At 72.7% G+C, this 20747-nt stretch carries 22 protein-coding genes; 8 read left to right on the forward strand and 14 right to left on the reverse strand.

Features of this window, described 5'->3' with window-relative positions:
- Nucleotides 1-43: 43 nt before the first annotated feature.
- The 7 genes from F4562_RS07915 to F4562_RS07945 all read right to left on the reverse strand — a co-directional run bounded on the left by F4562_RS07915 (nt 44) and on the right by F4562_RS07945 (nt 7213).
- Nucleotides 44-958 (reverse strand): ABC transporter ATP-binding protein, encoded by a 915-nt coding sequence (locus F4562_RS07915; protein WP_311734015.1) that lies wholly within the window; start codon nt 956-958, stop codon nt 44-46.
- Entirely contained in the window at nt 955-2049 is a 1095-nt protein-coding gene (locus F4562_RS07920) for a FecCD family ABC transporter permease (RefSeq protein WP_375782473.1), read from the reverse strand. Before F4562_RS07920 ends, F4562_RS07915 begins: the two co-directional genes overlap by 4 nt.
- Entirely contained in the window at nt 2046-3041 is a 996-nt protein-coding gene (locus F4562_RS07925; protein ID WP_311734016.1) for an ABC transporter substrate-binding protein, read from the reverse strand. The genes F4562_RS07920 and F4562_RS07925 overlap by 4 nt, the downstream gene beginning before the upstream one ends.
- A 230-nt stretch (nt 3042-3271) precedes the next feature.
- Nucleotides 3272-4123 (reverse strand): Gfo/Idh/MocA family protein, encoded by an 852-nt coding sequence (locus tag F4562_RS07930; RefSeq protein ID WP_184542130.1) that lies wholly within the window; start codon nt 4121-4123, stop codon nt 3272-3274.
- A gap of 114 nt (nt 4124-4237) precedes the next feature.
- Nucleotides 4238-5440: a cytochrome P450 gene (locus F4562_RS07935; RefSeq protein WP_184542132.1), complete on the reverse strand. Its 1203-nt coding sequence runs from the start codon at nt 5438-5440 to the stop codon at nt 4238-4240.
- On the reverse strand, nt 5427-6428 hold the full coding sequence (locus F4562_RS07940; RefSeq protein ID WP_184542134.1) for a phosphotriesterase family protein: 1002 nt from the start codon (nt 6426-6428) through the stop codon (nt 5427-5429). The genes F4562_RS07935 and F4562_RS07940 overlap by 14 nt, the downstream gene beginning before the upstream one ends.
- Nucleotides 6425-7213 (reverse strand): phytanoyl-CoA dioxygenase family protein, encoded by a 789-nt coding sequence (locus tag F4562_RS07945; protein WP_184542137.1) that lies wholly within the window; start codon nt 7211-7213, stop codon nt 6425-6427. Before F4562_RS07945 ends, F4562_RS07940 begins: the two co-directional genes overlap by 4 nt.
- 120 nt (nt 7214-7333) lie before the next feature.
- Between F4562_RS07945 and F4562_RS07950 the strand changes: the two genes are divergently transcribed.
- Together F4562_RS07950 and F4562_RS07955 are read left to right on the forward strand one after the other, a co-directional pair.
- Entirely contained in the window at nt 7334-8248 is a 915-nt protein-coding gene (locus F4562_RS07950; RefSeq protein WP_184542139.1) for a TIGR03621 family F420-dependent LLM class oxidoreductase, read from the forward strand.
- A 111-nt stretch (nt 8249-8359) separates the two neighbouring features.
- Complete coding sequence (locus F4562_RS07955) at nt 8360-8941, forward strand: histidine phosphatase family protein (RefSeq protein WP_184542141.1); 582 nt, start codon at nt 8360-8362, stop codon at nt 8939-8941.
- Between the two features lie 129 nt (nt 8942-9070).
- On the opposite strand, the gene F4562_RS07960 is transcribed toward F4562_RS07955, so the two are convergent.
- From F4562_RS07960 to F4562_RS07975, 4 genes are all read right to left on the reverse strand, one after another.
- Complete coding sequence (locus F4562_RS07960; RefSeq protein ID WP_311734017.1) at nt 9071-9892, reverse strand: hypothetical protein; 822 nt, start codon at nt 9890-9892, stop codon at nt 9071-9073.
- Nucleotides 9893-10085: 193 nt separating this feature from the next.
- Nucleotides 10086-10343, reverse strand: coding sequence for a hypothetical protein (locus F4562_RS07965; RefSeq protein WP_221207085.1), 258 nt, complete (start codon nt 10341-10343; stop codon nt 10086-10088).
- A 124-nt stretch (nt 10344-10467) separates the two neighbouring features.
- Complete coding sequence (locus F4562_RS07970) at nt 10468-10704, reverse strand: DUF397 domain-containing protein (RefSeq protein WP_184542145.1); 237 nt, start codon at nt 10702-10704, stop codon at nt 10468-10470.
- A complete protein-coding gene (locus tag F4562_RS07975) occupies nt 10705-11565 on the reverse strand; it encodes a Sco1979 family transcriptional regulator (protein WP_375782474.1) in 861 nt (286 codons plus the stop codon). It lies immediately after the preceding gene.
- 181 nt (nt 11566-11746) lie between these two features.
- Between F4562_RS07975 and F4562_RS07980 the strand changes: the two genes are divergently transcribed.
- Together F4562_RS07980 and F4562_RS07985 are read left to right on the forward strand one after the other, a co-directional pair.
- A complete protein-coding gene (locus F4562_RS07980; RefSeq protein ID WP_184542149.1) occupies nt 11747-12316 on the forward strand; it encodes an ATP-binding protein in 570 nt (189 codons plus the stop codon).
- Nucleotides 12317-12582: 266 nt separating this feature from the next.
- Complete coding sequence (locus tag F4562_RS07985; protein ID WP_184542151.1) at nt 12583-14688, forward strand: helicase-associated domain-containing protein; 2106 nt, start codon at nt 12583-12585, stop codon at nt 14686-14688.
- Nucleotides 14689-14757: 69 nt separating this feature from the next.
- Here F4562_RS07985 and F4562_RS07990 read toward each other — a convergent pair whose 3' ends face one another.
- The gene (locus F4562_RS07990; RefSeq protein WP_184542153.1) at nt 14758-15774 is read right to left on the reverse strand and encodes an ABC transporter substrate-binding protein; all 1017 of its coding nucleotides are present in this window, start codon (nt 15772-15774) and stop codon (nt 14758-14760) included.
- Between the two features lie 83 nt (nt 15775-15857).
- On the opposite strand from F4562_RS07990, the gene F4562_RS07995 reads away from it, so the two are divergent.
- The 3 genes from F4562_RS07995 to F4562_RS08005 all read left to right on the forward strand — a co-directional run bounded on the left by F4562_RS07995 (nt 15858) and on the right by F4562_RS08005 (nt 18845).
- Nucleotides 15858-16931 carry a FecCD family ABC transporter permease gene (locus F4562_RS07995; protein WP_184542154.1) on the forward strand — a complete coding sequence of 358 codons (1074 nt, stop codon included), beginning with the start codon at nt 15858-15860 and terminating at the stop codon, nt 16929-16931.
- A gap of 106 nt (nt 16932-17037) precedes the next feature.
- Nucleotides 17038-18048 carry a FecCD family ABC transporter permease gene (locus F4562_RS08000; protein WP_184542156.1) on the forward strand — a complete coding sequence of 337 codons (1011 nt, stop codon included), beginning with the start codon at nt 17038-17040 and terminating at the stop codon, nt 18046-18048.
- Nucleotides 18045-18845, forward strand: a complete 801-nt coding sequence (locus F4562_RS08005; protein ID WP_184542158.1) for an ABC transporter ATP-binding protein — start codon at nt 18045-18047, stop codon at nt 18843-18845. Before F4562_RS08000 ends, F4562_RS08005 begins: the two co-directional genes overlap by 4 nt.
- 163 nt (nt 18846-19008) lie before the next feature.
- Here the strand turns inward: F4562_RS08005 and F4562_RS08010 are convergent, their stop codons facing one another.
- Nucleotides 19009-19656: an SRPBCC family protein gene (locus F4562_RS08010; RefSeq protein ID WP_184542160.1), complete on the reverse strand. Its 648-nt coding sequence runs from the start codon at nt 19654-19656 to the stop codon at nt 19009-19011.
- Between the two features lie 171 nt (nt 19657-19827).
- On the opposite strand from F4562_RS08010, the gene F4562_RS08015 reads away from it, so the two are divergent.
- Entirely contained in the window at nt 19828-20148 is a 321-nt protein-coding gene (locus F4562_RS08015) for a GroES family chaperonin (protein WP_184542162.1), read from the forward strand.
- Nucleotides 20149-20167: 19 nt separating this feature from the next.
- Here F4562_RS08015 and F4562_RS08020 read toward each other — a convergent pair whose 3' ends face one another.
- Nucleotides 20168-20632, reverse strand: coding sequence for a hypothetical protein (locus F4562_RS08020; RefSeq protein ID WP_184542164.1), 465 nt, complete (start codon nt 20630-20632; stop codon nt 20168-20170).
- Nucleotides 20633-20747 lie beyond the last annotated feature (115 nt).

Raw genomic sequence — 20747 nt, forward strand, 5'->3', positions numbered from 1 at the left:
TCCGGCGCCGAAGGTGCCCGGAGCGGCTGTGCGCGACCCGCTCTCACGGGCGCTCCAGATGGACCTCGGGCCTGCCGCCCGGGCCGGTCGAGACCCGGACGCGGGCGTCGAAGTGCTCACCGATCAGCTCCCCGGTCAGCACCTCGGCGGGAGCGCCGGCGGCGGCGATCCGGCCGCCCGAGACGAGCACCATCGCGTCAGCGTACTGGCCGGCGAGGCTCAGGTCGTGCAGGGTCGTGACGACGGTCAGCCCGTCGGCGAGCCGGAGCCGGTCCACGAGCTCCATCACCTGCTGCTGGTGCCCGAGGTCCAGGGCCGTCGTGGGCTCGTCGAGCAGCAGCACCGGGGCCTGCTGGGCCAGTGCCCTGGCGAGCACGACCCGCTGGCGCTCGCCGCCCGACAGGTGGCCGAGTCGGCGCGCGGCCAGCTCCGTCAGGTCCAGCCGCTCCAGCACCGAGGCGGTGACCTCCCGGTCGCGGCGGTCCTCACGGCTGAAGTAGGGGATGTACGGGGTGCGGCCGAGCAGGGCGTAGTCGAACACGGTCATGTCGGCCGGGAGGGCGGGCGACTGCGGGGCGTAGGCGATCAGCCTGGCCCGCCTCCTCGGGGACAGCCGCCGGACCTGCGCGCCGTCGACGAGCACCTCCCCCGCGTGGGGCAGCACTCCGGCCACCGCCCGCAGCAGGGTGGACTTGCCCGCGCCGTTGGCGCCGACGACGGCCAGCCAGCCTCCGGCGCGGACGTCGAACCCGACGTCGGACAGCACGGTCCGCCGGTCCAGGACGACCGACAGGCCCGTGACCCGCAGGCCGCCCGCCCGGCGGCCGTCTGTCGGCGTTCCGTCGGCCACGGGCCCGTCCCCCCGCCTCCCCGCGGTCACGGCCGTGTCTTCCGCCGTCTCCGCGGTCGCCTCTCCCTGCTCCCCCGCGACCGTCTCCTCCTGTTCCCCGGCGCTCACATCTCCGCCCTTCTGGTCATGCGCAGCACCACCACGAAGAACGGCGCGCCGACGAAGGCCGTCACCACGCCGATGGGCAGCTCGGCCGGGGCGAGCGCGGTCCGGGCGATCAGGTCGGCGAGCACCAGGAAGGCGCCGCCGCCGATCAGCGAGAGCGGCAGCACGACCCGGTAGGAGCCGCCCGCCAGGCGCCGGACGGCGTGCGGGACGACGATCCCGACGAAGCCGATCAGTCCGCTGACCGCCACGGCCGACGCGGTGGCCAGGGACGCGGCGAACAGCACGACGAGCCGGACCCGGGCGGCGTTCAGCCCCAGGGTGGCCGCTTCGTCATCGCCGACCGAGAGGACGTCGAGCAACCGGCCGTGGAGCAGCAGGATCACCGTCGAGACGGCGGCGTACGGGGCGATCAGCGCGAGCTGTTCCCAGCCTCCGCCGACGTCCCCGAGGATCCAGGCGTAGATCCGCTGGAGCTCCTCGACCCGCAGTTGCTGCAGGAACGTCTGGACGGCGGCGAGGAAGGACGAGACCGCCACCCCCGCCAGGACGAGCGTGGCGACGCCGCCGCCCCGGCCCGCGGTGTTGCCCAGCGTGTACGCGAGCATGACGCCGCCGACGGCCCCGGCGAACGCGGAGGCCGGGATGAGGAACGCCTCCCCGTCCCCCCGGGTGAAGACGATCGCCGCCGTGGTGGTCAGGCCGGCGCCGGCGGCGGCGCCCAGCAGGTAGGGGTCGGCCAGCGGGTTGCGGAAGACGCCCTGGTAGCCGGCGCCGGCGATGGCCAGCAGCCCGCCGACGGTCGCGGCGAGCAGGACCCGGGGCAGGCGCAGCTCGGCGAGCACCCCCAGCTCGCCCTGGTCGAGCCCCGAGTCGACCTCGACGCGCGGCAGCCAGTCGAGCAGCTGGAGCAGCACGCTTCCCGGGGGGATCTCGGCGGCGCCGACGAGCAGCCCGGTGAGCATGCTCGCCAGCAGCGCTCCTGCCGTGCCCAGCGCGACCCACGGACTGAGCCGGGCCGCCCGGGGCGCCGCCCGGGGCGCCGCCCGCCGTCCGTCCGGCCGGCGCTCCGCGGTGCCCGGCCGGACGGTCACCCGGCCGCGGCCTTCTCGACGGCCGTGGCGACCTGCTCGGCGAGGTCGACGACGCGCGGCCCCCACCGGGAGGCGATGTCGTCGTCGAGCGGGACGACCTGGTCGTTCTCGACGGCCGAGAGCCCGGACCAGCCGGGTCGCTTGGCGACGGTCTCCTTCGACTGACCGCAGCACTTGGTGTCGGCCAGGAAGATGAGGTCCGGGTCGGCCTTGGGGACGAACTCGGCGGCCAGCTTGGGGTAGCCGCCGGCGGCGGCGGGTGCCTTGTCGGCGATGTTGGTCAGGCCGAACAGCGCGTAGACCTGGCCGATGAAGGTGGCGGAGGTCGCCGTGTAGGGCGTGCTGTCCAGCTCGTGATAGTAGGTGAGTTTCGCATCCTTTGGCGCCGCGGCGGCGAGCTCGCCGAGCCGTTTCCTCATCCCGGCGACGACCTCGGCGGCCTTGGCGGTGTTGCCGGTGGCCGCGCCGAGGTCGGCGATCTGGTCGTAGGCTTCGTCGATCTTGGTGGCGGCGGGTTCGAGCAGTACGGGGACGCCCACCTTGCCCAGATCGGCCACGACGCCGTCGACGTCGTTGGCCAGCACGACCAGGTCGGGCTTCCTGGCGATGATCGCCTCCACGTTCGGCTTGAAACCGGACAGGTCGCTCTTCGGCGCCTCGGCGGGGTGGTCGGACTGGTCGTCCACGGCCACCACCTGCGGCCCGGCGCCGATGGCGAACAGGCTCTCGGTCGCGGTGGGCGACAGGGAGACGATCCGCTCGGGCCGGGCGGCGACGGTGACGGATCCGTTGCCCGCCTCGACCGTGACGGGGAACCCGGCCGCGCCGGGCGAGGCGGGGGCCGCGGGCGGGGCGGAGGCGCCGGACGGGGCGGGGGCCGCGGGCGGGGCGGAGGCGCCGGACGGGGCGGGGGCGGTGCCCTGCCCGCCGCATCCGGCCAGGGAGAGGGCGGCGAACAGGGCACCGGCGAGTGCGGTGGACAGGGGCCTCACACGAGGTCCTTTCAGTTGCCGGAACCGAGAGACCCGGGAACACGGACGGGTCACCCTTTTCCACGAGGGTTGACGGCGTCGGCGCGGCGGAGGCGACCTGGCTCGGCCCGTCGGGGCCATGACAGTTGCGGGACAGCGCCGGACTCACACCGGACTTCGCTCTCGCTGCGCGTCGAACGAACGCTATCAATCGCTCCGGACGGCCCGGAGTCAAGGGTCCCGGTGGCGGCTCAGCCGAGCTGCTCCTCGGCGGCGGCGATGATCTCCTGGAGCCGCAGGCCGTGCGCGGCGTCCAGCGGGTGACCCCCGCGCCGCACGGTCACCGCGAACTCGGCGAGCATCTGCGGGAAGACGTCGGAGCCGAGACGGGTGCCGTCGACGGCCTCCCGGCCCAGGCGGCCGTAGACCTCCACGCTGGCCGGCGGCGACTCGCCCGGCACGCTCATGCACAGCGAGGCCTCGCTGACCGCGCCGCTCTCGTGCTCCAGCAGCAGACCGACCCAGCCCAGCGGGTTGCCGTGGGCCCGGACCCCGACGACCCGGCCGAGTGCGGCGTCCAGCATGTCGATCATGTGCGGGCCGACGTCGAGCACCGCGCCGCGTTCCAGGCGCCACGAGGTGGCGAAGGCTCCGCCGAGCATCGCGCCGGAGATGTTGGCCGCCCGCCCGCCGAACGGCTCGATGGCCGACACCCTCGCCAGGAACGCGCGGATGGCGGACGAGTAGCGCCAGGTGAGGACCATCTGCGAGGCCACCCCGGCCTCGGCGACCGCCTCGGCCAGCCGGCGGGCCCCGTCGAGGTCGGCCGCGAGCGGCTTCTCCAGCAGCAGCGCCTTGCCCGCCTTGGCGGCCCGTACGCCGAGCTCCGCCTGGACGGCGGGCGGGACGGAGAACGCGACCGCCTCGCAGTTGTCGAACAGCTCCTCGACGCGCTCGAAGACCGGGGCCCCGAACCGGGCGGCCGCCTCGGGGCGGCGGGCCCACACCCCTGCCAGGCGCGTGTTCGGCCCGGCCGCCAGCATCGGCGCGTGCACCATCTCCGCCCACGGCCCGGCGCCGACCAGGCCCACAGATACCGTCACCGCTTCAGTTTCTCACGCCCCCGCCCCCTGATCGCGTGTTCCGGCCGGTGCGCGGCGGTCCGGCCGGGCCGCCGCCGTCACCCGGCGGGTCGCCGTGACGCGCCGCGGGGCAGGTCACCACCGGACGGGCAGCGCGGTCAGGCCACGGCCCACGATGGACGTGCGGTAGGCGGGCGGCGGGGCGTCCGGGTCCAGGCGCAGGCCGGGCAGGCGCCGGCCCAGCACCTCCAGGGCGGTGCGCAGTTGCAGCCGGGCGAGCGCGGCGCCGACGCAGAAGTGGATGCCGTAGCCCAGTGTCATGTGCGCGTCGGCGTTGCCCCGGTCGATCACGAACCGCTCCGGCTCGTCGAAGACGGTCTCGTCGTGGGCCGCGGAGTCGGTGGACAGCAGGCAGAGGGATCCCGCGGGGACGGTCACGCCGTGCAGCTCCACGTCCACCGTGGTGTGGCGGAAGGAGCCGAGGCTGGCGCCGTCGATGCGCATGCACTCCTCGACCGCGTTGCGGACCAGCTCGGGCGGCACCGGCCAGACGCCCTCGCGCAGCAGCCGCAGGACGCTGTTGCCGAGCTGGTTGGGCACGGTGTCGTTGCCGCCGAGCAGGATCGTGGAGATCAGCTCGACGACCTCCCGGTGTGACAGCTCGGTGCCGATCAGGGCCGTCATCAGCGAGACGAAGTCGTCCTCCGGCTCGGCGGCGCGGGCGGCGACGAGCCGGTCGACGTAGTCGAGGTAGGTCAGGAAGCTCTCGGCCAGCACCAGCTGGCGCTGCGGTGGCTGCGGTGACAGGAAGAGCTGGAACCAGTCCTTGACGTGCTCCTGGACGAACCGCTCGTCCTCCTCGGGGACGCCGATGAAACGGGCGGTGAGCTTGATGGACGGGATGTGCGCGATCTCGGCGACCAGGTCGCCGCCGCCCCGGGACGCCACCCGGTCGAGCACCTCCTCGTTCAGGTCGCGGAAGCGCTGTTCCAGGGCGGCGACCGCGCGCGGGGTGAAGGCCCGCGAGACCGAACGGCGCAGCCGGGTGTGGACGGGCGGGTCGACGTTGGCCACGAAGCTGGACAGGAACGAGCCGTGCTCGCCGAGCACCCGCCTGGTCCCGTCGGCGAGGCTGCGTGAGATCGTCAGCGAACCCGCCGAGGAGAAGCGCCGCGGGTCGCCGTAGGCGGCGCGCACGTCCTCGTACCGGGTCAGGACGTGGGCACCCAGGTGCTCGCTGCGGAAGACGGGACGCTCGTGACGGAGTCGGCGCAGGAAGTCGTAGGGTGCGGCGACGTGCCAGGCCGCGCTGACGTCGAAGTCCTCAGCGGTGATCATGACGTGCCTCTCGGGACGGCCCTCGCCGGGCGAGGATCTGCCGGGGGTTGACGGTGAGCATCAGATCGATCTGCTCCTGGGTGACGCCCCGCCTGCGCAGTTCGGGCAGCACGTCCCGGGAGATGTGGAGCAGGTGGTAGTCGGGGTGGCGCCGCCGGACCACGTCGCGGTCGAAGCGGTCGTTGAAACAGTACGAGTCGTGGGACAGCACCATCCGGTCGGCGTGGCCGCGGGCGGCGAGCTCGGCGACGACCGACACCCGGTCCTCGAACGAGCTGATCGTGTCGATGCCGAACCGGTCCATGCCCAGGTAGGAGCCGTTCGCGATCAGCTCCTCCAGGTAGGCGAGGTCGGTGGAGTCCCCGGCGTGCCCGATGACCACTCTGGTGAGGTCCACGCCCATCCCGGCCAGCAGCCTCTGCTGGGCCAGGCCCCCGGCCGAGGCGCTGTGCGAGTGGGTGGAGATCGGCGCCCCGGTCTCCAGGTGCGCCTCGGCGACCGCGCGGAAGACCCGCTCGCAGCCCTTCGTCATGCCCAGGTGGTCGGAGGCGCACTTGAGCACGGCCGCCTTCACGCCGGTGCGGCCGATGCCCTCGGTGATGTCCCGGACGAAGAACTCGGCGAGCCGGTCCACGCCGCCGAACAACGAGCCCGGCCCCCGGTTGCCGAAGTAGGGCGGCAGGGCGTCGTAGGTGTACAGGCCGGTGGCGACCACGATGTTGACGTCGGTCAGCTCGGCCACCCGCCGCACCGCGGGCACATAACGGCCGAGACCGACCACGGTCAGGTCCACGATGGAGTCGATGCCGTGCCGCTTGAGGTCGTCCAGCTCGGCCGCCGCCTCCCGGGCCCGCCGCTCCTGGTCCCACCCCTCGGGGATGTCCGGCCAGTTCCACAGGATCTCCGGGCTGAGCCCGAAGACGTGCTCGTGCATGAGTGTGGCTCCCAGGTCCGCGACGGGTCCGCCGACCGTCTCGACGGCCGTCACGTGTGCGCCACGAGGGGGAACGCGGGGTGGTCGAACGGCTGGTTGACGGTGAGCCCGAGGCCGTCGGTCTGCCGGTACGGGGTGCCGGTGTAGAGGGCGTCGGCGTCGAAGTAGGTGACCGTGAACGACAGCCGGGGGGTGTTGCCGTGGTTGGCCGGAGCGCCGTGCACGGTCAGCGCGTGGTGCACGGTGGCGTCGCCCGCGGCCAGGTCCAGCGGCGGGGAGACCCGGAGTTCCCTCAGCCAGGGGTGCTGGCTGAGCTGGTCGTCACCGTCTCTCGCGAAGGAGCGGCCGAGCAGGCCGTGGCGATGGGAGCCGCTGACGAAGCGCAGCGATCCCATGTCGGCCGGGACGTCCACCAGGGCGAGCCAGACGGTCAGCATGGCGGAGCGGTCCATCGGCATCCACGGGAAGTCCTGGTGGAACCCGGTGGCCCCGTGCCCGCCGCCCGGTTCCTTGATCAGCAGGTTGGTCACCTGGATCCGCACCCCGGTCACCCCGGGCAGCAGCCGGGTGGCGCCGCGGCCGAGCGCCGGGGCGAAGGCCAGGGCTCTGAAGTGCTCGTCGGTCCCGGCGATGTCCCTGGACTGGCCGAACGCCTCATCGACTCTGGAGACCCTGGAGGCGACCGCCTGGGGGCGGGCACGCAGGTGGCCGGCGGCCCGGTCGCGGAGCAGCGCCACGCGGCCGGGTTCGACCAGGCACGGCAGGCGCACCCAGCCGTTGTCCTGGAAGAAGGCGACCTCGTCGTCGGTCACGTCACGAACCGGGGGGTTGTCAGCCATGGGCTCAGTGTCGGACCTTCCGGCTCACTAAAGCAAGCGCTTGGTAATGACAGGTTGAGTCCGCGGCGGGTTTCCCGGATAGTGGCCGACAAGCGCTTGGTGACAACCCGGGGAGTGCCCATGGACCGCCCGTTCCGGTTCGCCGCCGTGATCCGCGGGGCCCCCTCGGCTCGGGCCTGGGCCGAGACCGCCCGGCGTCTGGAGGGCTCCGGATTCGACGCGCTGCTCGTCCCCGACCACCTGGTCGGCCCCCGCTTCGCGCCGGTCGCGGCGATGACCGCCGCCGCGTGCGCCACCACCCGGCTGCGGGTCGGCACCCTGGTCGTCGCCAACGACTTCCGCCACCCCGCCGTGCTCGCCAAGGAGGCGGCCACCGTCGACCTGCTGTCGGAGGGCCGGCTGGAGCTGGGCCTGGGCACCGGCTGGATGGCCGCCGACTACGCCGGCGCCGGGCTGCCGTTCGAGCCCCCCGGCGTCAGGGTCGGCCGGCTGGCCGAGGCGATCACCGTGCTCAAGGGGCTGTGGGCGGACGGCCCGTTCACCTTCCACGGCGAGCACTACCGCATCACCGGTCTGGAGCAGACTCCCAAGCCGTGGCGCCGCCCCCACCCGCGCCTGCTGCTCGGCGGCGGCGGACCCCGCATGCTGCGGCTGGCCGCCCGCGAGGCCGACGTGATCAACCTCGGCATGCGGGTGCGCGCCGACGGCACCGGCCCGGACGGGACGGACGGCGGCCTGGCCGCCTTCCTCGCCAAGATCGACGTGGTGCGGAAGGCCGCGACCGGCCGCTACGACCGGATCGAGCTCGGCACGAGCGTCCAGCAACTCGGCGTCCGCAGGGAGGGCGAGCCGTGGAGCGCCGCCGACTCCTCCCGGCAGGACGAGACGCCCCAGGTGCTGCTCGGCACCCGGCGCGACATCGTGGACAAGCTCCGCCACTGGCGCGACACGCACGACCTGTCGTACTTCGTGCTCCACCATGAGCGCGACCTGGACGCCTTCAGCCCGGTCGTCGAGGAGCTCGCCGGACGCTGACCGCCGCGCGCGGGACCGGCGGGGCGGTCGGAACGCGGAGACGGCGGGACCGGCGGGACCGGCGGGGCGGCCGGAACGCGGCGCGGGAGGCACCGGCATGATGGTCCCATCATGAACCAGATGATTCTGCTGCGACACGGCGAAACGGAGTGGAGCCGCGACGGCCGGCACACCGGACGCACCGACCTGCCGCTGACCGCCAGGGGCGAGGGCCAGGCGCGGGCGCTGGCGCCGCTGGTCGACGGCCGCGCCTTCGACCTGGTCCTGGTCAGCCCCGCCCGCCGGGCCAGGGACACCGCCGACCTGGCCGGTCTACGCGACTACGAGACCGACCCGGACCTGTGGGAGTGGGACTACGGCGGCTACGAGGGCATCACCACCCCGTCCATCCGCGAGACCCGCCCCGGCTGGTACCTGTGGCGTGACGGCGTCGTCCCGGGTGACACCGCCCACCCCGGCGAGAGCGCCGAACAGGTCGGCGCCCGCGCCGACCGGGTGATCGCCCGCGCGCGGGCCGTCGCGGGCGACGTGGCGCTCGTCGCCCACGGGCACTTCCTGCGGGTGCTGTGCGCCCGCTGGCTCGGCCTGCCCCCGCAGGACGGCCGTCTCTTCCGCCTGGACACCGGAACCTACTCCCGGCTGGGCTTCGAGCACGGCGAGCCGGTCACCCTCACCTGGAACGCCCCCGTCTGACCGAGAGCGTTCCCCGCGACGGTCACCGGGTGATCGAGGGCCGGTGGACATCGAACCGGGTGATCGAGGGCCGGTGGACGTCGAACCGGATGTCCAGGTCGATGACCCGCTCCAGCGCGACCCGCTTCGTCACGGACGGGCCGTCGCCTCCCGCTCCGGACCGGCCGCCGCCTCCCGCTCCCGGCCGGCCGCCGGGAGCGGGGACAGGCGGCAGCCGGGGAAGGGGGCGAGCAGGGTCTCCCGCCACGGGCCCGTCAGGAAGTCCCTGGCCCGCCTGCTCCAGTCGAGCAACCGCCCGTCCGGCTCGGCCTCGTCGTCCAGGCCGAGGGCCGCGTCCCTGGCCCGCTGGAGGGCGAGGTGGTCGTCCAGGGACGTACCCCAGACGGTAACGACCTCGGTGTCGCAGAACAGCACCTCGTACAGGCCGACGGGCCGGTGGCCGTGGTCGGCGAGGAGCGGGGCACGTTCCTCGCGGACGGCGTCGAGGTAGTCGAGGGCGGCGCCGGGACGGACCTGCGCGCTTTCGAACAGGTAGAAGGGGGCGGCGTAGCCCTCCGCGGCGAGGTCGGCCAACGCCGGGCTGCCGCGCACGGCGCCCAGCGGCCGGGAGAACGCCGAGAAGCGCAGGTCGTCGATGTCGGACAGGAACAGCCTGCCGTCGACGCCGTCGTAGATCTCCATCATCTGGCGCCAGCCGCCGTCCCAGCCGCCGTGGCAGTCCCAGAGCGTGACGGCCCTGAACTGGGGGTGCCCGGTGATGCCGACGGCGTAGAAGGCGCCGGCGAGGTCGATCTGCCGCGACCTGATCGACAGGCCCCGGGTCAGCTCGGGTGCGTCGAGAAGCCGGTCCTCATCCTTGTAGCGGGTGAGCCAGCTCAGGTACTCCAGCGGCTTGCGGGAGTTCATCGGCCGGAAGTCGACCTCTTCGATCAGGTAGATGCCTCGCCGCACGATGAGCGCCTCCTCGACCCAAGCGGTTGCTTGGTTGGCACCATAGTCGAGGAGGATCACCCCGTACAGAGCCGACCCGTGCCGACCCGTGCCGACCCGTGCCGGCCCGTACCGCCGGGCGCCGGCAGGTGCTGGCGGTATCGGTCGGTGCCGGTAGGTATCCGCCGATACCGGTAGGTGCCGGCGGGTGCCCTCAGGCGGCCGCGGTCGCGGGCTGGGGCCCCCGGCCGGTCAGCCATTCGAGGACCTTGCGGTGGCCGTGACAGGCGTCCTCGAAGTGACCCCAGTGCCAGTAGCGGGGCTGGTCGCGCACCCCGGTGACCCATGTGCGGTAGGACACCGGAGTGGTCGCGCCGTCCTCCGTGGCCGCCGATGCGACGCCGTACGTGCGGATCACGACGCGTCCGCCCGGTGCGAAGAGCACGTCGTCGGCCACCGGATACAAGGTCATCTGGTCGAGCACGGTCTTGAGCCCCCAATCTCTCCGGGCTCGAACTCTGCCGTGCCGACCCCCTCCCCCGGTTACATCATCGGCGCGCCGCCGTTAAGACGAGCGGCCGGATGTAAAAACGGTGTTACACCGTAAGACTGTCGAACTCCCCGTCCTTCACCCCGAGCACGAGGGCACGGATCTCGTCACGCGTGTAGATGAGGGCCGGCCCCTCCGGGAAACGCGAGTTGCGGACGGCGATGCTGCCGTCCGGCAACTCGGCGAGCTCGACGCAGTTGCCCGTCGAGTTGCTGTAGCGGCTCTTACGCCAGCTGGCCCCGGCAAGGTCGGCTGCGGGCATGCCGTTGTAGGTCTTCTCCATTTACATCTCTCTGAGAAGGTCGCCGAGGATCTCGGCGGTGCCCCCAGGCGTGGTGCTTTCCACGCACAGCTGCTCCATGGCCGTGAGGTACGGATCGACATCCTCACGTTTGTCGAGGTAGAGGGCACCCCAGAGCTGCTCGACATAGACGACGTCCGACAGGTCGGACTCAGGAAACCGTAAGATGCTGAACGCGCCACCCTCGGCCGCGTGCATACCGAACCGGAAGGGCATCACCTGAATGGTGATGTTGGGCAGCGTGGTCACCTCCAGCAGATGCTGGAGCTGTTCACGCATGATCTCCCCGCCTCCGATGGGGCGTCTCAGGGCAGCCTCGTCGATGACGGCCCACAGTCGGGGGCCCTCCTTCTTCGTCAGGCGATCCTGCCGCTGCATACGCATGTGCACACGACGCTCGATCTCCGCCTCCGGCACGTCCGGGTAGCCCAACCGGATCACGGTGCGCGCGTAGGCGGACGTCTGCAGGAGGCCGGGGATGAACTGCACCTCGTAGGTGCGGATCATGTTCGCCGCCTCCTCCAGCCCGACATAGGTGGTGAACCAGTTCGGCAACAGGTCGCCGTACTTGTGCCACCAGCCAGGGGTGTTCGCCTCGCGGACCATCTCCAGCAGGCCGCGCCGTTCCGCGTCGTCGAGCACGCCGTACAGGGTGAGCAGGTCCTCGACGTCACGCGTCTTGAAACCGACGCGGCCGAGCTCCATGCGGCTGATCTTGGACTCGGAGGCCCGGATGTGGAATCCGGCCGCCTCGCGGGTGAGCCCCTTCTCCTCACGCAGCCGGCGCAGGCTCGCGCCGAGCATGATGCGCCGAACGGTGGAACCGGTACCGGGCGGGTCCATGGACACGTGGTGCTCCTCGCTCGCTTTCCTGATCGACAGTTTGTCACTTCTGCGGCCCAAGATCCCCTGGCCGCGTCCAAGATCCCCTTCCTGTGGAGTTGTCGGATCAGGGGTAACGGTAGCGGTTGCACACACCTTATGCACGTGCATTCGCTCTTGCACCTGCACAGGAGTTTGGACCATGATTGCGACTGTGCAGTCCGCCCAAACCGCGCCCCGCCGAGCGTCAACGTCCTGGACGGCGCTCGACTGGTGGCCCCCGCTCGGCTGGTGGCCCGACTCCGCTCGTGATCTCCTCCCCGGATCGCCGGAAGCCACGGCCAGCGCCACCTTCGTCCTCCCTCCGCACGTCGAATCCGTCCACTCCGCCCGCAGCTTCACCACCGGCACCCTTACCGGCTGGGGTCTCACCGAGCTGGGCGAGAACATGGAACTCGTCGTCTCGGAGCTGGCCACCAACGCCTTCCGGCACGGCCTGCGGCTAGCCGAGCGCGCGCGGGCCAAGGAACCGATCCGGCTCTCGCTGATCCGCCGGGACTCCCTGGTCACCTGCACGCTCAACGACCCCGGAGCGGGCTTTCCCGCGCTTCGCGAGTCCTCCCCCCTCGACGTCGGCGGCCTCGGACTGCACATCGTCGAGTCGTTGAGCCTGCGCTGGGGCTGGGCCCCCCTCGCCCCGTACGGCAAGATCGTCTGGGCTGTCCTGCAGTCGGTCCCCTGCGAGGCTCCGGACCGCCCCGGGCGTCCCTGACCGGACGGCCCACCGAGCCACCCTCCGACGGCGCCGCCCCTTCCCCTCATCCGGCGCCGGCCGGTCCCGGGACCGCCCTCCCTCCCACCCCGCGGTCCCGGGACCACCCCCTCCAGCCCCGCCGGTCCCGGGACCGGCGGGATGGGACGGCCTTATAACGTGTTGCATTCTGCGTTGTGCATGCCGTCGGCGCGGCCCTCTGCATTACCGTGGTTGTTCATGGCTCACGGAGAGTCCCCGCGTGAGGTTCCTGAGAGAGCTGCGAGATGGACGATCATCTGCTCGGCTGGTTGAAAACCCTCGACGAAGAACGGCTCGCCCGGGTGCTGGCCAACCGGCTGGACGCCATCGCTCCGCCGTGGCCGCGCCGCCTCGACACCCTGGCGCAACGACTGGGCGGCGGGCCCACCACGATCGAGGTCATACGGGGTCTGCCGCTGCCCTCCCTCCAGGTCGCGCAGGTGGCGCTGGCGCTCGGCGAGGAGGCGACGCCGGGGGCGGTCGCCCGGTTCCTGGGCGTGCCGGAGGCCGAGGTGACGCCCTGGCTCGGCCTGCTCCACGACCACGCGCTGGCGTGGCCGGACGCCGAGGGCCGTGTCCACGTGGCCGCCGGACTCGCCCGCCGGTGGGACACCCCCTGCGGGCCGGGTGAGCCGCCGGCCCGCCACCCGGCCTTCCGGACCGCCGACGCCGACGCGCCGCGCGGCCCCGGCCACCGCCCGCCCTTCACCCCCGTCCCGCCCGACCTCGCCACGGTCCCGGTCGACCCGGAGGCCGTCGACCACCTGATGACGCTGGCCGCGCCGCATGTGGTGGAGCGCTGCGCGGCGATGCTGGAGAACACCGCCAAGGTCCCGCTGCCGCTGCTTCGGGCGGGCGGAGTCGGGGTGCGCGAGGTCCGGCGGGTGGCCAGGGACACCGGCTGCGACGAGGACGAGACCCGGCTGCTGCTGGAGATCTGCGCCGTGGCCAGGCTGCTGGCCTGGGACGAGTCGGCCGGCGGGCTGGTGCCCACCGAGAAGTTCGACCGCTGGCGGCTGGACGACGCGGCGGCCAGGCTCCGGGTGCTGCTGTCGGCCTGGTGGCGGATGGAACGCTCGTCGCTGCGCAGGATCGGCGGCAGGTACGGCACGGTGCTGGGCGACGACCCGGCCGGCGCCGAGGTCGCCCGTGTCAGGCGGGCGGTGCTCGGCGTGCTGGCCCGGCTGCCCGCGAGCACGGCGTGCACCGACCTGGCCGGCCTGGTCGCGTCCGCGCACTGGCACTCCCCGCTGCTCGACCGGCCGCTCCTGGACGAGTGTGCCCCCGCGGTGCTGGAGGAGGCCCGGATGCTCGGGCTGGTCGCGCTCGACACGATCACCGACCTCGGTCGCGCTCTGGCCGCGCTGGACGCCCACGCCGGCCACGAGGCGGACGACGCCGCACCGGCGGTGGAGAACGACCCGGCCCTGGTGGAGTGTTCGGCCAGGGCACTGGCCAGCGTGCGGCGGAGCGCGCTGTTCGGCGCCGACCTCACCGCCGTGGTGACCGGGCCGCCCGCCGGGGAGCTGGCCGAACTGCTCGACCGGGCCGCCGACCGCGAGTCGCGCGGCACGGCCTCGGTGTGGCGGTTCACCCCGGCCAGCGTGCGCCGGGCGATGGACTCCGGCTACACCGCCGAGGGCCTGCTGGCCGACCTGTCCGCGGTGGGCTCGGTGCCGCAGCCCCTCGAATATCTGGTGCGCGACGTGGCCAGGCGGCACGGCGAGGTCACCGTGACCTCGGTCGCCTGCATCGTGCAGGCCTCCGACCCCGCGCTGCTGGCCGAGATCGCCGGACACCGGCGGCTGGACGGGCTGGGGCTGCGCCTGCTCGCCCCGACCGTGCTGGTCGGCGCGCTGCCCGCCGACAAGACCCTGGCCGCGCTGAGGGCGAACGGCTACGTCCCCGTCCTCGTGGAGGACACCGGGGAGGTCACCGTCCGCCGGGCCCGGATCGAGGAGCCGCGGCACGGGCGGCTGATCCTGCTGCCCGGGGGCCGGGTGGCCGAGCTGGAGCAGCAGGCGCATCCTCCGGCGGAGCCGCCGCCCGACCCTCGGGAACACGCCCGGCGGCTGCTCACCGCCGACGGCGAGGCGGTCCGGCCGGCCGGAAGGACCTGGGCGGTCATCGGCCGCATGGCCTCCCGCCTGCCGACCGCCCAGCAGTCGCTGCTCGGTTTCGTCGTCGATCGCGGCGTGCGGGCGGCGATCACCCTGGCCGACGGCCTCACCGCCACCGTCAGCCACGGCGAGCTGCGGGGCGGCGTGCTCGACGCGTGGTGCGAGGAGGCCGGCGACTACCTGGAGTTCCCGCTGGCCGACATCGTCGAGGTCCGCGGCACCTTCCTCTGACCCCCGGCCGCCCACCACGCGGGGTCAGGCGCCCGCAGGAGTACCGCCGCGCGTTCGGGGAGCGCGGGGTCAGACCTTTTTGGACGCGGCGAGGGCGGCGTGGAGCCGCTCCAGCACGTCGGCGTAGCCCTGGTAGCTGTAACGCTGTTCGGCGAGCCAGGGGTAGACCTGCCCTGCCTTGACCGCGGGCAGGTCGGCGAAGGTCGGCTTCTTCTTCATCTCCTCGGCCTGCATCGACTGGGCACGCGCGTCGGTCAGGATCACGTCGGCCGGGTAGGTGTCGGCGTTCTCCCAGCTCAGCGTCTGCCAGAACCCGCCCTGATCGACCTTCTCCGGCACCACGACGTCCAGCCCCAGTTCCTTGAAGTAGCGCACGTCGGGATGGTCGGCGGGACTGGCCACCCACAGGGACTCCGGGCCGCCCGCCATGATCATGACCTTCAGCTTCGCGATCTCGGGGGTGACGAGCGCCTTGGAGGCCGTCTCGAACCGGGTCTTGGCGGCGGCCACCCCGGGGGCGTTGGCATCGGCGCCGAGGGCGGCGGCGACCTCGGCGTACTTCCCGATGATCTCGGGCAGCGACCGGCCGGTCTGGCGGACGCCGAGGGTGGGGGCGACCTGCTCGATGGTGGCGCTGGACTTCTCCGGCACGTACCAGAGGGCCTTGTCGTCGTACATGCCGCTGATCAGCAGCTCGGGCTGGAGGGAGATGTACTTCTCGACGTTGAACTCGTCCCAGACGTTGCCGAGGGACTCGACCTTGGTGATATCGACCTCGCCGACCTGCGGGTCCTTGCCGCCGTCCTTGAGCTTGTGCGGTCCGAAGACGCCGATCGGGCGGATGCCGAAGTCCCACAGCGCCGCGGCGGCGCCGACCTGGGCGACGATACGGCTGGGACGGGCGGGGAGGTCGATCTTCTTCCCCCGGTCGTCGGTGAAGGTCCACGGGCCCGCCCCCGGGGAGGCCGCCGAGGCGCCCGGAGCCGCGGGGGTGGTGCCGGAACCGCCCCCGCACGCGGTGAGGCCGAACATGAGGCCGAGACCGGCTGCCAGGAAGTCTCGCCGCGGCAGAGCAGATAGCGACATTTCCCCCTCCAAAGGATAGGCTTACCTAAATGGGTATTGCATTAGATTAGCCTTACCTAATCACAACAGGGAGAGGGGACCGGGTGAGCACGGCCGGTGTGACGACGGCCGCGTCCGAGGAGACCGGGGAGCCGGACGGGACGCGACCACGGCGGACGGGGCGCCCCGCGGTGCTGGCCGCCGGACTGGTGGCCGGCGTGGCACTGCTGGTGCTGCTGGCGCTGGTCAGCATCGCGGTGGGGTCACGCTCGGTGCCGCTGTCCACGGTGCTGGACGCCCTGCTCGCACCCGACGGATCGAGCGACCACACGGTCGTCCGCGACCTGCGCGTACCGCGGACACTGATCGGCATCGGCGTGGGCGCCGCGCTCGGCCTGGCCGGCGCGCTGATGCAGAGCCTGACCCGCAACCCGCTCGCCGACCCGGGACTGCTCGGCGTCAACCACGGCGCGGCGTTCGGCGTGACCCTCGCCCTCGGGCTGTTCGGGCTGAGCGACCCCTCGGTGTACGTCTGGTTCGCCTTCGCCGGGGCGGCCGTCACGGCCGCGCTGGCCTACGCGCTCGGATCGGCCGGACGCTCCGGGGCGAGCCCGGTCCGGCTCACGCTCGCCGGGGTCGCGCTGGGCATGGTGTTCCAGGCGGCCTCCTCGGCGATCCTGCGGATCGACAGCGCCACCTTCGACCGGATGCGGTTCTGGCTCACCGGCTCGCTCGCCGGGGTCACCCCCGACGTCGCGCTGCGGCTCGCCCCGTTCCTGGCGGTGGGGCTGGTCCTCGGGCTGCTGCTGGCCAGGCCGCTCAACACCCTCGCCCTCGGCGACGAGGCCGGCCGCGCGCTCGGCGTCGGCGTGGCCCGCACGCGCGGACTGACCGCGGTCGCCGTCACCCTGCTGTGCGGGGCCGCCACCGCCGCGGCGGGGCCGCTGTGGTTCGTGGGCCTGGCCGTGCCGCACGCGGTACGCGCCTTCACCGGCCCCGACCAGCGCTGGATGCTGCCCTACACCGTCGTGCTCGCTCCCGCGGTGCTGCTCGCCTCGGACGTCGCCGGCCGGGTGATCGCCGCCCCCGGCGAGGTGCAGGTCGGCATCATGTGCGCCGTGCTCGGTGCCCCGGTCTTCATCCTGCTCGCCCGCCGCCGGAGGCTCGCCGCCCTATGACCGACCAGCCCCCGCCGGGAGACATCCCCCGGCCCGGCTCCGTGCCGCCCCCCGCACCACCGGCCGCCCAGCCCCCGTCCGTACCTCCGCGGAGGCCCACCGCACCATGACCGTTCTCCGCCTGCGCGCCTGGTCGCTGCGGCTCTCCCCGCGCGGCCTCGCCGTCGGGGCCACCCTCGCCGTCCTGGGTGTCGCCGTCAGTCTCCTCGCGCTCTCGACCGGTGAGTTCACCGTCCCCGTCCCCGACATCGTGGCCGCGCTGCTCGGCGACGGGCCACCGGCCGCCGAACTGATCGTCGGCCGGCTGCGGGCGCCCCGGGTGGTGACCGGCCTGCTGGTCGGCGCCGCGTTCGGACTGAGCGGGGCGATCTTCCAGAGCCTGACCCGCAACCCGCTCGGCAGCCCCGACTTCATCGGTTTCACCTCCGGCGCCTCCGCCGGCGGCGTCGCCGCGGTGATCCTGGGCGGCTCCGCCTGGCAGATCGCCGGGTCGTCGCTGGCCGGGTGCGTCGCCTGCGCGCTGCTGGTCTACGCGCTGGCCTTCCGGAACGGGGTGCAGAGCTACCGGCTGATCCTCGTCGGCATCGGCGTCAACGCGCTGCTGGTCTCCGCCTCCTGGTACATGCTCACCCGCGCCAACATCAACGACGCCGCGACCGCCGGATCGTGGATCACCGGCAGCCTCGGCGGACGCGGCTGGGACCACGCGCTCCCGGTGGCCGCCGCGCTGGTCGTGCTGCTGCCCGTGTGCGCGTGGCTCTCGCGTCCGCTGCGGATGCTGGAGATGGGGGACGACGCGGCCAAGGCCATGGGCGTCCGGGTCGAGCCGATCCGGGCGGTCGCCATCGCGGCCGGCGTCCTGCTGTGCGGCGTCGCCACCGCCGCAGCCGGCCCGGTGATCTTCGTGGCGATGGCCGCGCCGCAGCTCGCGCGCAGGCTGACCCGCTCCGCCGGGATCACGCTGACCGCGTCCGCGCTGACCGGCGCGGTGCTCCTGGTCGGCGCGGACCTGGCCGCTCAGCGCCTCTTCGCGCCCGTCCAGCTCCCGGTCGGGATCATGACCGCCGCGATCGGCGGCACGTACCTGGTGTTTCTGCTCCGGAGGGAACGACGTTGAGACTGTACGGAAGCGGCCTGACGCTCTCCTACGACAAGCGCGTGGTGGCCACCGACCTGGACGTCACCATCCCCGACGGGTCGTTCACCGTGATCATCGGGCCCAACGCGTGCGGCAAGTCCACCACGCTGCGTGCCCTGGCCCGCATGCTCAAGCCCCGCGCGGGAGCGGTGCATCTGGACGGGAGCGTGATCACCTCCCTGCCCTCCAAGGAGGTGGCGCGCAGGCTGGGCCTGCTGCCGCAGAGCTCGATCGTGCCCGACGGCATCACGGTCGCCGACCTGGTGGGCCGGGGCCGCTACCCGCACCAGCGGATGATGCGCCAGTGGTCCCGCGAGGACGAGGTCGCGGTGACCACGGCGATGGCGGCGACCGATGTGACGGACCTGGCGGACCGCTGCGTGGACGAGCTCTCCGGAGGCCAGCGCCAGCGTGTCTGGCTGGCCATGGCCCTGGCCCAGGAGACGCCGATCCTGCTGCTGGACGAGCCGACGACCTTCCTCGACATCGCCCACCAGATCGAGGTGCTCGACCTCTGCGCCGACCTGCACGAGCAGGGCAGGACCCTGGTGGCGGTGCTGCACGACCTGAACCAGGCCTGCCGCTACGCCACCCACCTGATCGTGATGCGCGACGGCCGGATCGTCGCCGAGGGCGACCCCGCCTCGGTGGTGACGGCCGAGCTGGTGGAGAAGGTCTTCGACCTGCGCTGCGAGATCATCGAGGACCCGCAGAGCGGTACCCCGCTGATCGTCCCCGAGTCGCGCCGTCAGGTCCGCGCGCGAACCCGGACCTGACGCCGGAGCACCCGGCACCGGGACGGGAGGCGGCCCCGACCGCCGGGGCGGGTGCGGATCCCGGCATCGAGACGCGGACGGGGTCGGCCCCGGCACCGGGACGCGGACGCGGATCCCGGCACCGGGGCGGGGTGCGCGGACGCGTACCCCGCCCCGGCCCGGATCAGAGCTCGCCGCTCTCGATCGCCTGCTTGAGCGCCGCCTGCGTCACCTCATGGGAGGCGACGCCGTTGGTGACGGCGAAGTCGATCAGCGAGGTGTCCGCGTCGAAGGTGAGGTGCTCGGTGACCTTGGTCCTCCCGCCGTCCAGCGGAGTAAAGACGATCTTCTGGTGCGTGACGACGTTGGGCTGTGACCAGGTGTCCGTCTCGTAGTAGAGCTCGTCCTGGTGAATCCGCTGCTGGGCGTGCGTGTTGCTGACGACGATCTGGCCCTGATAGGGGATCTCCTCGACGGCCGTGAAGTTGATGTAACGCGTGTCGTCCCGGCACCAGTCCTTGTGGGTGACGACCCGCTTCAGGAACGAGTGCATGCCGAGGTGGTTGTTGATGTTCGAGTACGCGGTGAACACCTGTTCCGCCGGGGCGGCGATCTCGATGGAGATGCTGGTCTTGACCCGCTCGCGGCCCGAGCCCGGCAGAGGCGGCGGCGAGGCGTCGGAGAACCTGTAGGTGTCCCACGTGGTCTGCCACTCGGCGGCGAGCACGGGGTCGGTGTCGGCGGTGCCGGCGTGCGCGGGGGCGGAGAGCGCGGTGAGGACGAAAGCAGCGGCGAACAGCTGAGCCGCGAGAACTCGGAGGAGCTTCTTCACGTATACCTCAAGGGGAGACAGTAGGTGCAATGATCTTCTATCGCATCCGTACCGCGGCGGAGAACACTCCGCGCCGAAGAGATCGGCAGACCTCACCGCACCGACCACGGCCTGTCACCCGGAGTTGGGGACAAGCCGGTGCGCTTCCCCCGTTCCCATAAACTTCTAGCCGTGGGTGACCCGAAGTTCGAGATTCAGATGCTCCACGACCGCGTCATGGTCAAGACCGAGCAGCAGGCCGAAGAGCGGCGCAGCACCGCCGGTATCGTCATCCCGGCGACGGTGAAGATGGCCAACCGCCTGGTCTGGGGTGAGGTCTGCGGCGCGGGCCAGAACGCCCGCACGGTCAAGGTGGGCGACAAGGTCCTGTTCAATCCCGAAGACCAGTACGAGGTCGAGGTCCACGGGCAGATCTACCTGGTCATGCGCGAGCGCGACCTGCACGCCATCGCCACCCAGCAGACCGACAACGGCACCGGCCTGTATCTGTGACACGCCCCGGGCACCCGGCTCACCGGCCGACCACCACTCCCCTGCGCAGGTCCGCGGGGTCGTAGGCCACGGTCAGCTCGCTGCCCCGCGGGGGCGGGGTGAAGGTCAGGTGCTTGAACGACAGGCCGGGCACCTCGGGCGACTCGATGTGCACGCGCATCAGCCGCCGTCCCTGGATCCTGCCGTGGCCGTCGTAGATCCCGGTGACGACGCCCCTGGCCCGCAGTCCGTACTCGCCCAGGAACCGCCGCTCGCGATCGCGCCTGCCGAAGTGCACGGCCAGGGCGACGGTGACGACGGCGGCGACCGCCCCGAGGGAGCAGGCGACGACCCCCACGGCCATGTCCGTCCCACTCCCCGTCGAGAGCCGATGGCCCAGCAGCTCGGGGACGAGGAAGCCGACGCCCACCGGCAGCCACATGATGTGCAGGCCGGGGATGAGCAGGAAGGGGCGGAAGGTCTTCGCGTATCGCATCTCGATCACGGCAGGACCCTAGGCTCCCCGCCCTGCGCCTTTCTTGCAGCGCGCTTTCAGCCGTTCCGCGTCTCTCGCGGCGCCATGCGCACCCGCTCTGCGGACACGACCCCGCCCGCGCGGG

Origin of the sequence: Streptosporangium becharense, assembly GCF_014204985.1 — a bacterium.
Classification (GTDB): domain Bacteria; phylum Actinomycetota; class Actinomycetes; order Streptosporangiales; family Streptosporangiaceae; genus Streptosporangium; species Streptosporangium becharense.

What these genes read in the sequence shown, in the direction of transcription:
- F4562_RS07990 (WP_184542153.1), bottom strand. Translation starts at nt 15,774, where the DNA reads ATGTCGCTATCTGCTCTGCCGCGGCGAGACTTCCTGGCAGCCGGTCTC.
- F4562_RS07935 (WP_184542132.1), bottom strand. Translation starts at nt 5,440, where the DNA reads ATGATCACCGCTGAGGACTTCGACGTCAGCGCGGCCTGGCACGTCGCC.
- F4562_RS08000 (WP_184542156.1), top strand. Translation starts at nt 17,038, where the DNA reads ATGACCGTTCTCCGCCTGCGCGCCTGGTCGCTGCGGCTCTCCCCGCGC.
- F4562_RS07975 (WP_375782474.1), bottom strand. Translation starts at nt 11,565, where the DNA reads ATGGACCCGCCCGGTACCGGTTCCACCGTTCGGCGCATCATGCTCGGC.
- F4562_RS07980 (WP_184542149.1), top strand. Translation starts at nt 11,747, where the DNA reads ATGATTGCGACTGTGCAGTCCGCCCAAACCGCGCCCCGCCGAGCGTCA.
- F4562_RS07970 (WP_184542145.1), bottom strand. Translation starts at nt 10,704, where the DNA reads ATGGAGAAGACCTACAACGGCATGCCCGCAGCCGACCTTGCCGGGGCC.
- F4562_RS07955 (WP_184542141.1), top strand. Translation starts at nt 8,360, where the DNA reads ATGAACCAGATGATTCTGCTGCGACACGGCGAAACGGAGTGGAGCCGC.
- F4562_RS07985 (WP_184542151.1), top strand. Translation starts at nt 12,583, where the DNA reads ATGGACGATCATCTGCTCGGCTGGTTGAAAACCCTCGACGAAGAACGG.
- F4562_RS07965 (WP_221207085.1), bottom strand. Translation starts at nt 10,343, where the DNA reads ATGACCTTGTATCCGGTGGCCGACGACGTGCTCTTCGCACCGGGCGGA.
- F4562_RS07945 (WP_184542137.1), bottom strand. Translation starts at nt 7,213, where the DNA reads ATGGCTGACAACCCCCCGGTTCGTGACGTGACCGACGACGAGGTCGCC.
- F4562_RS07950 (WP_184542139.1), top strand. Translation starts at nt 7,334, where the DNA reads ATGGACCGCCCGTTCCGGTTCGCCGCCGTGATCCGCGGGGCCCCCTCG.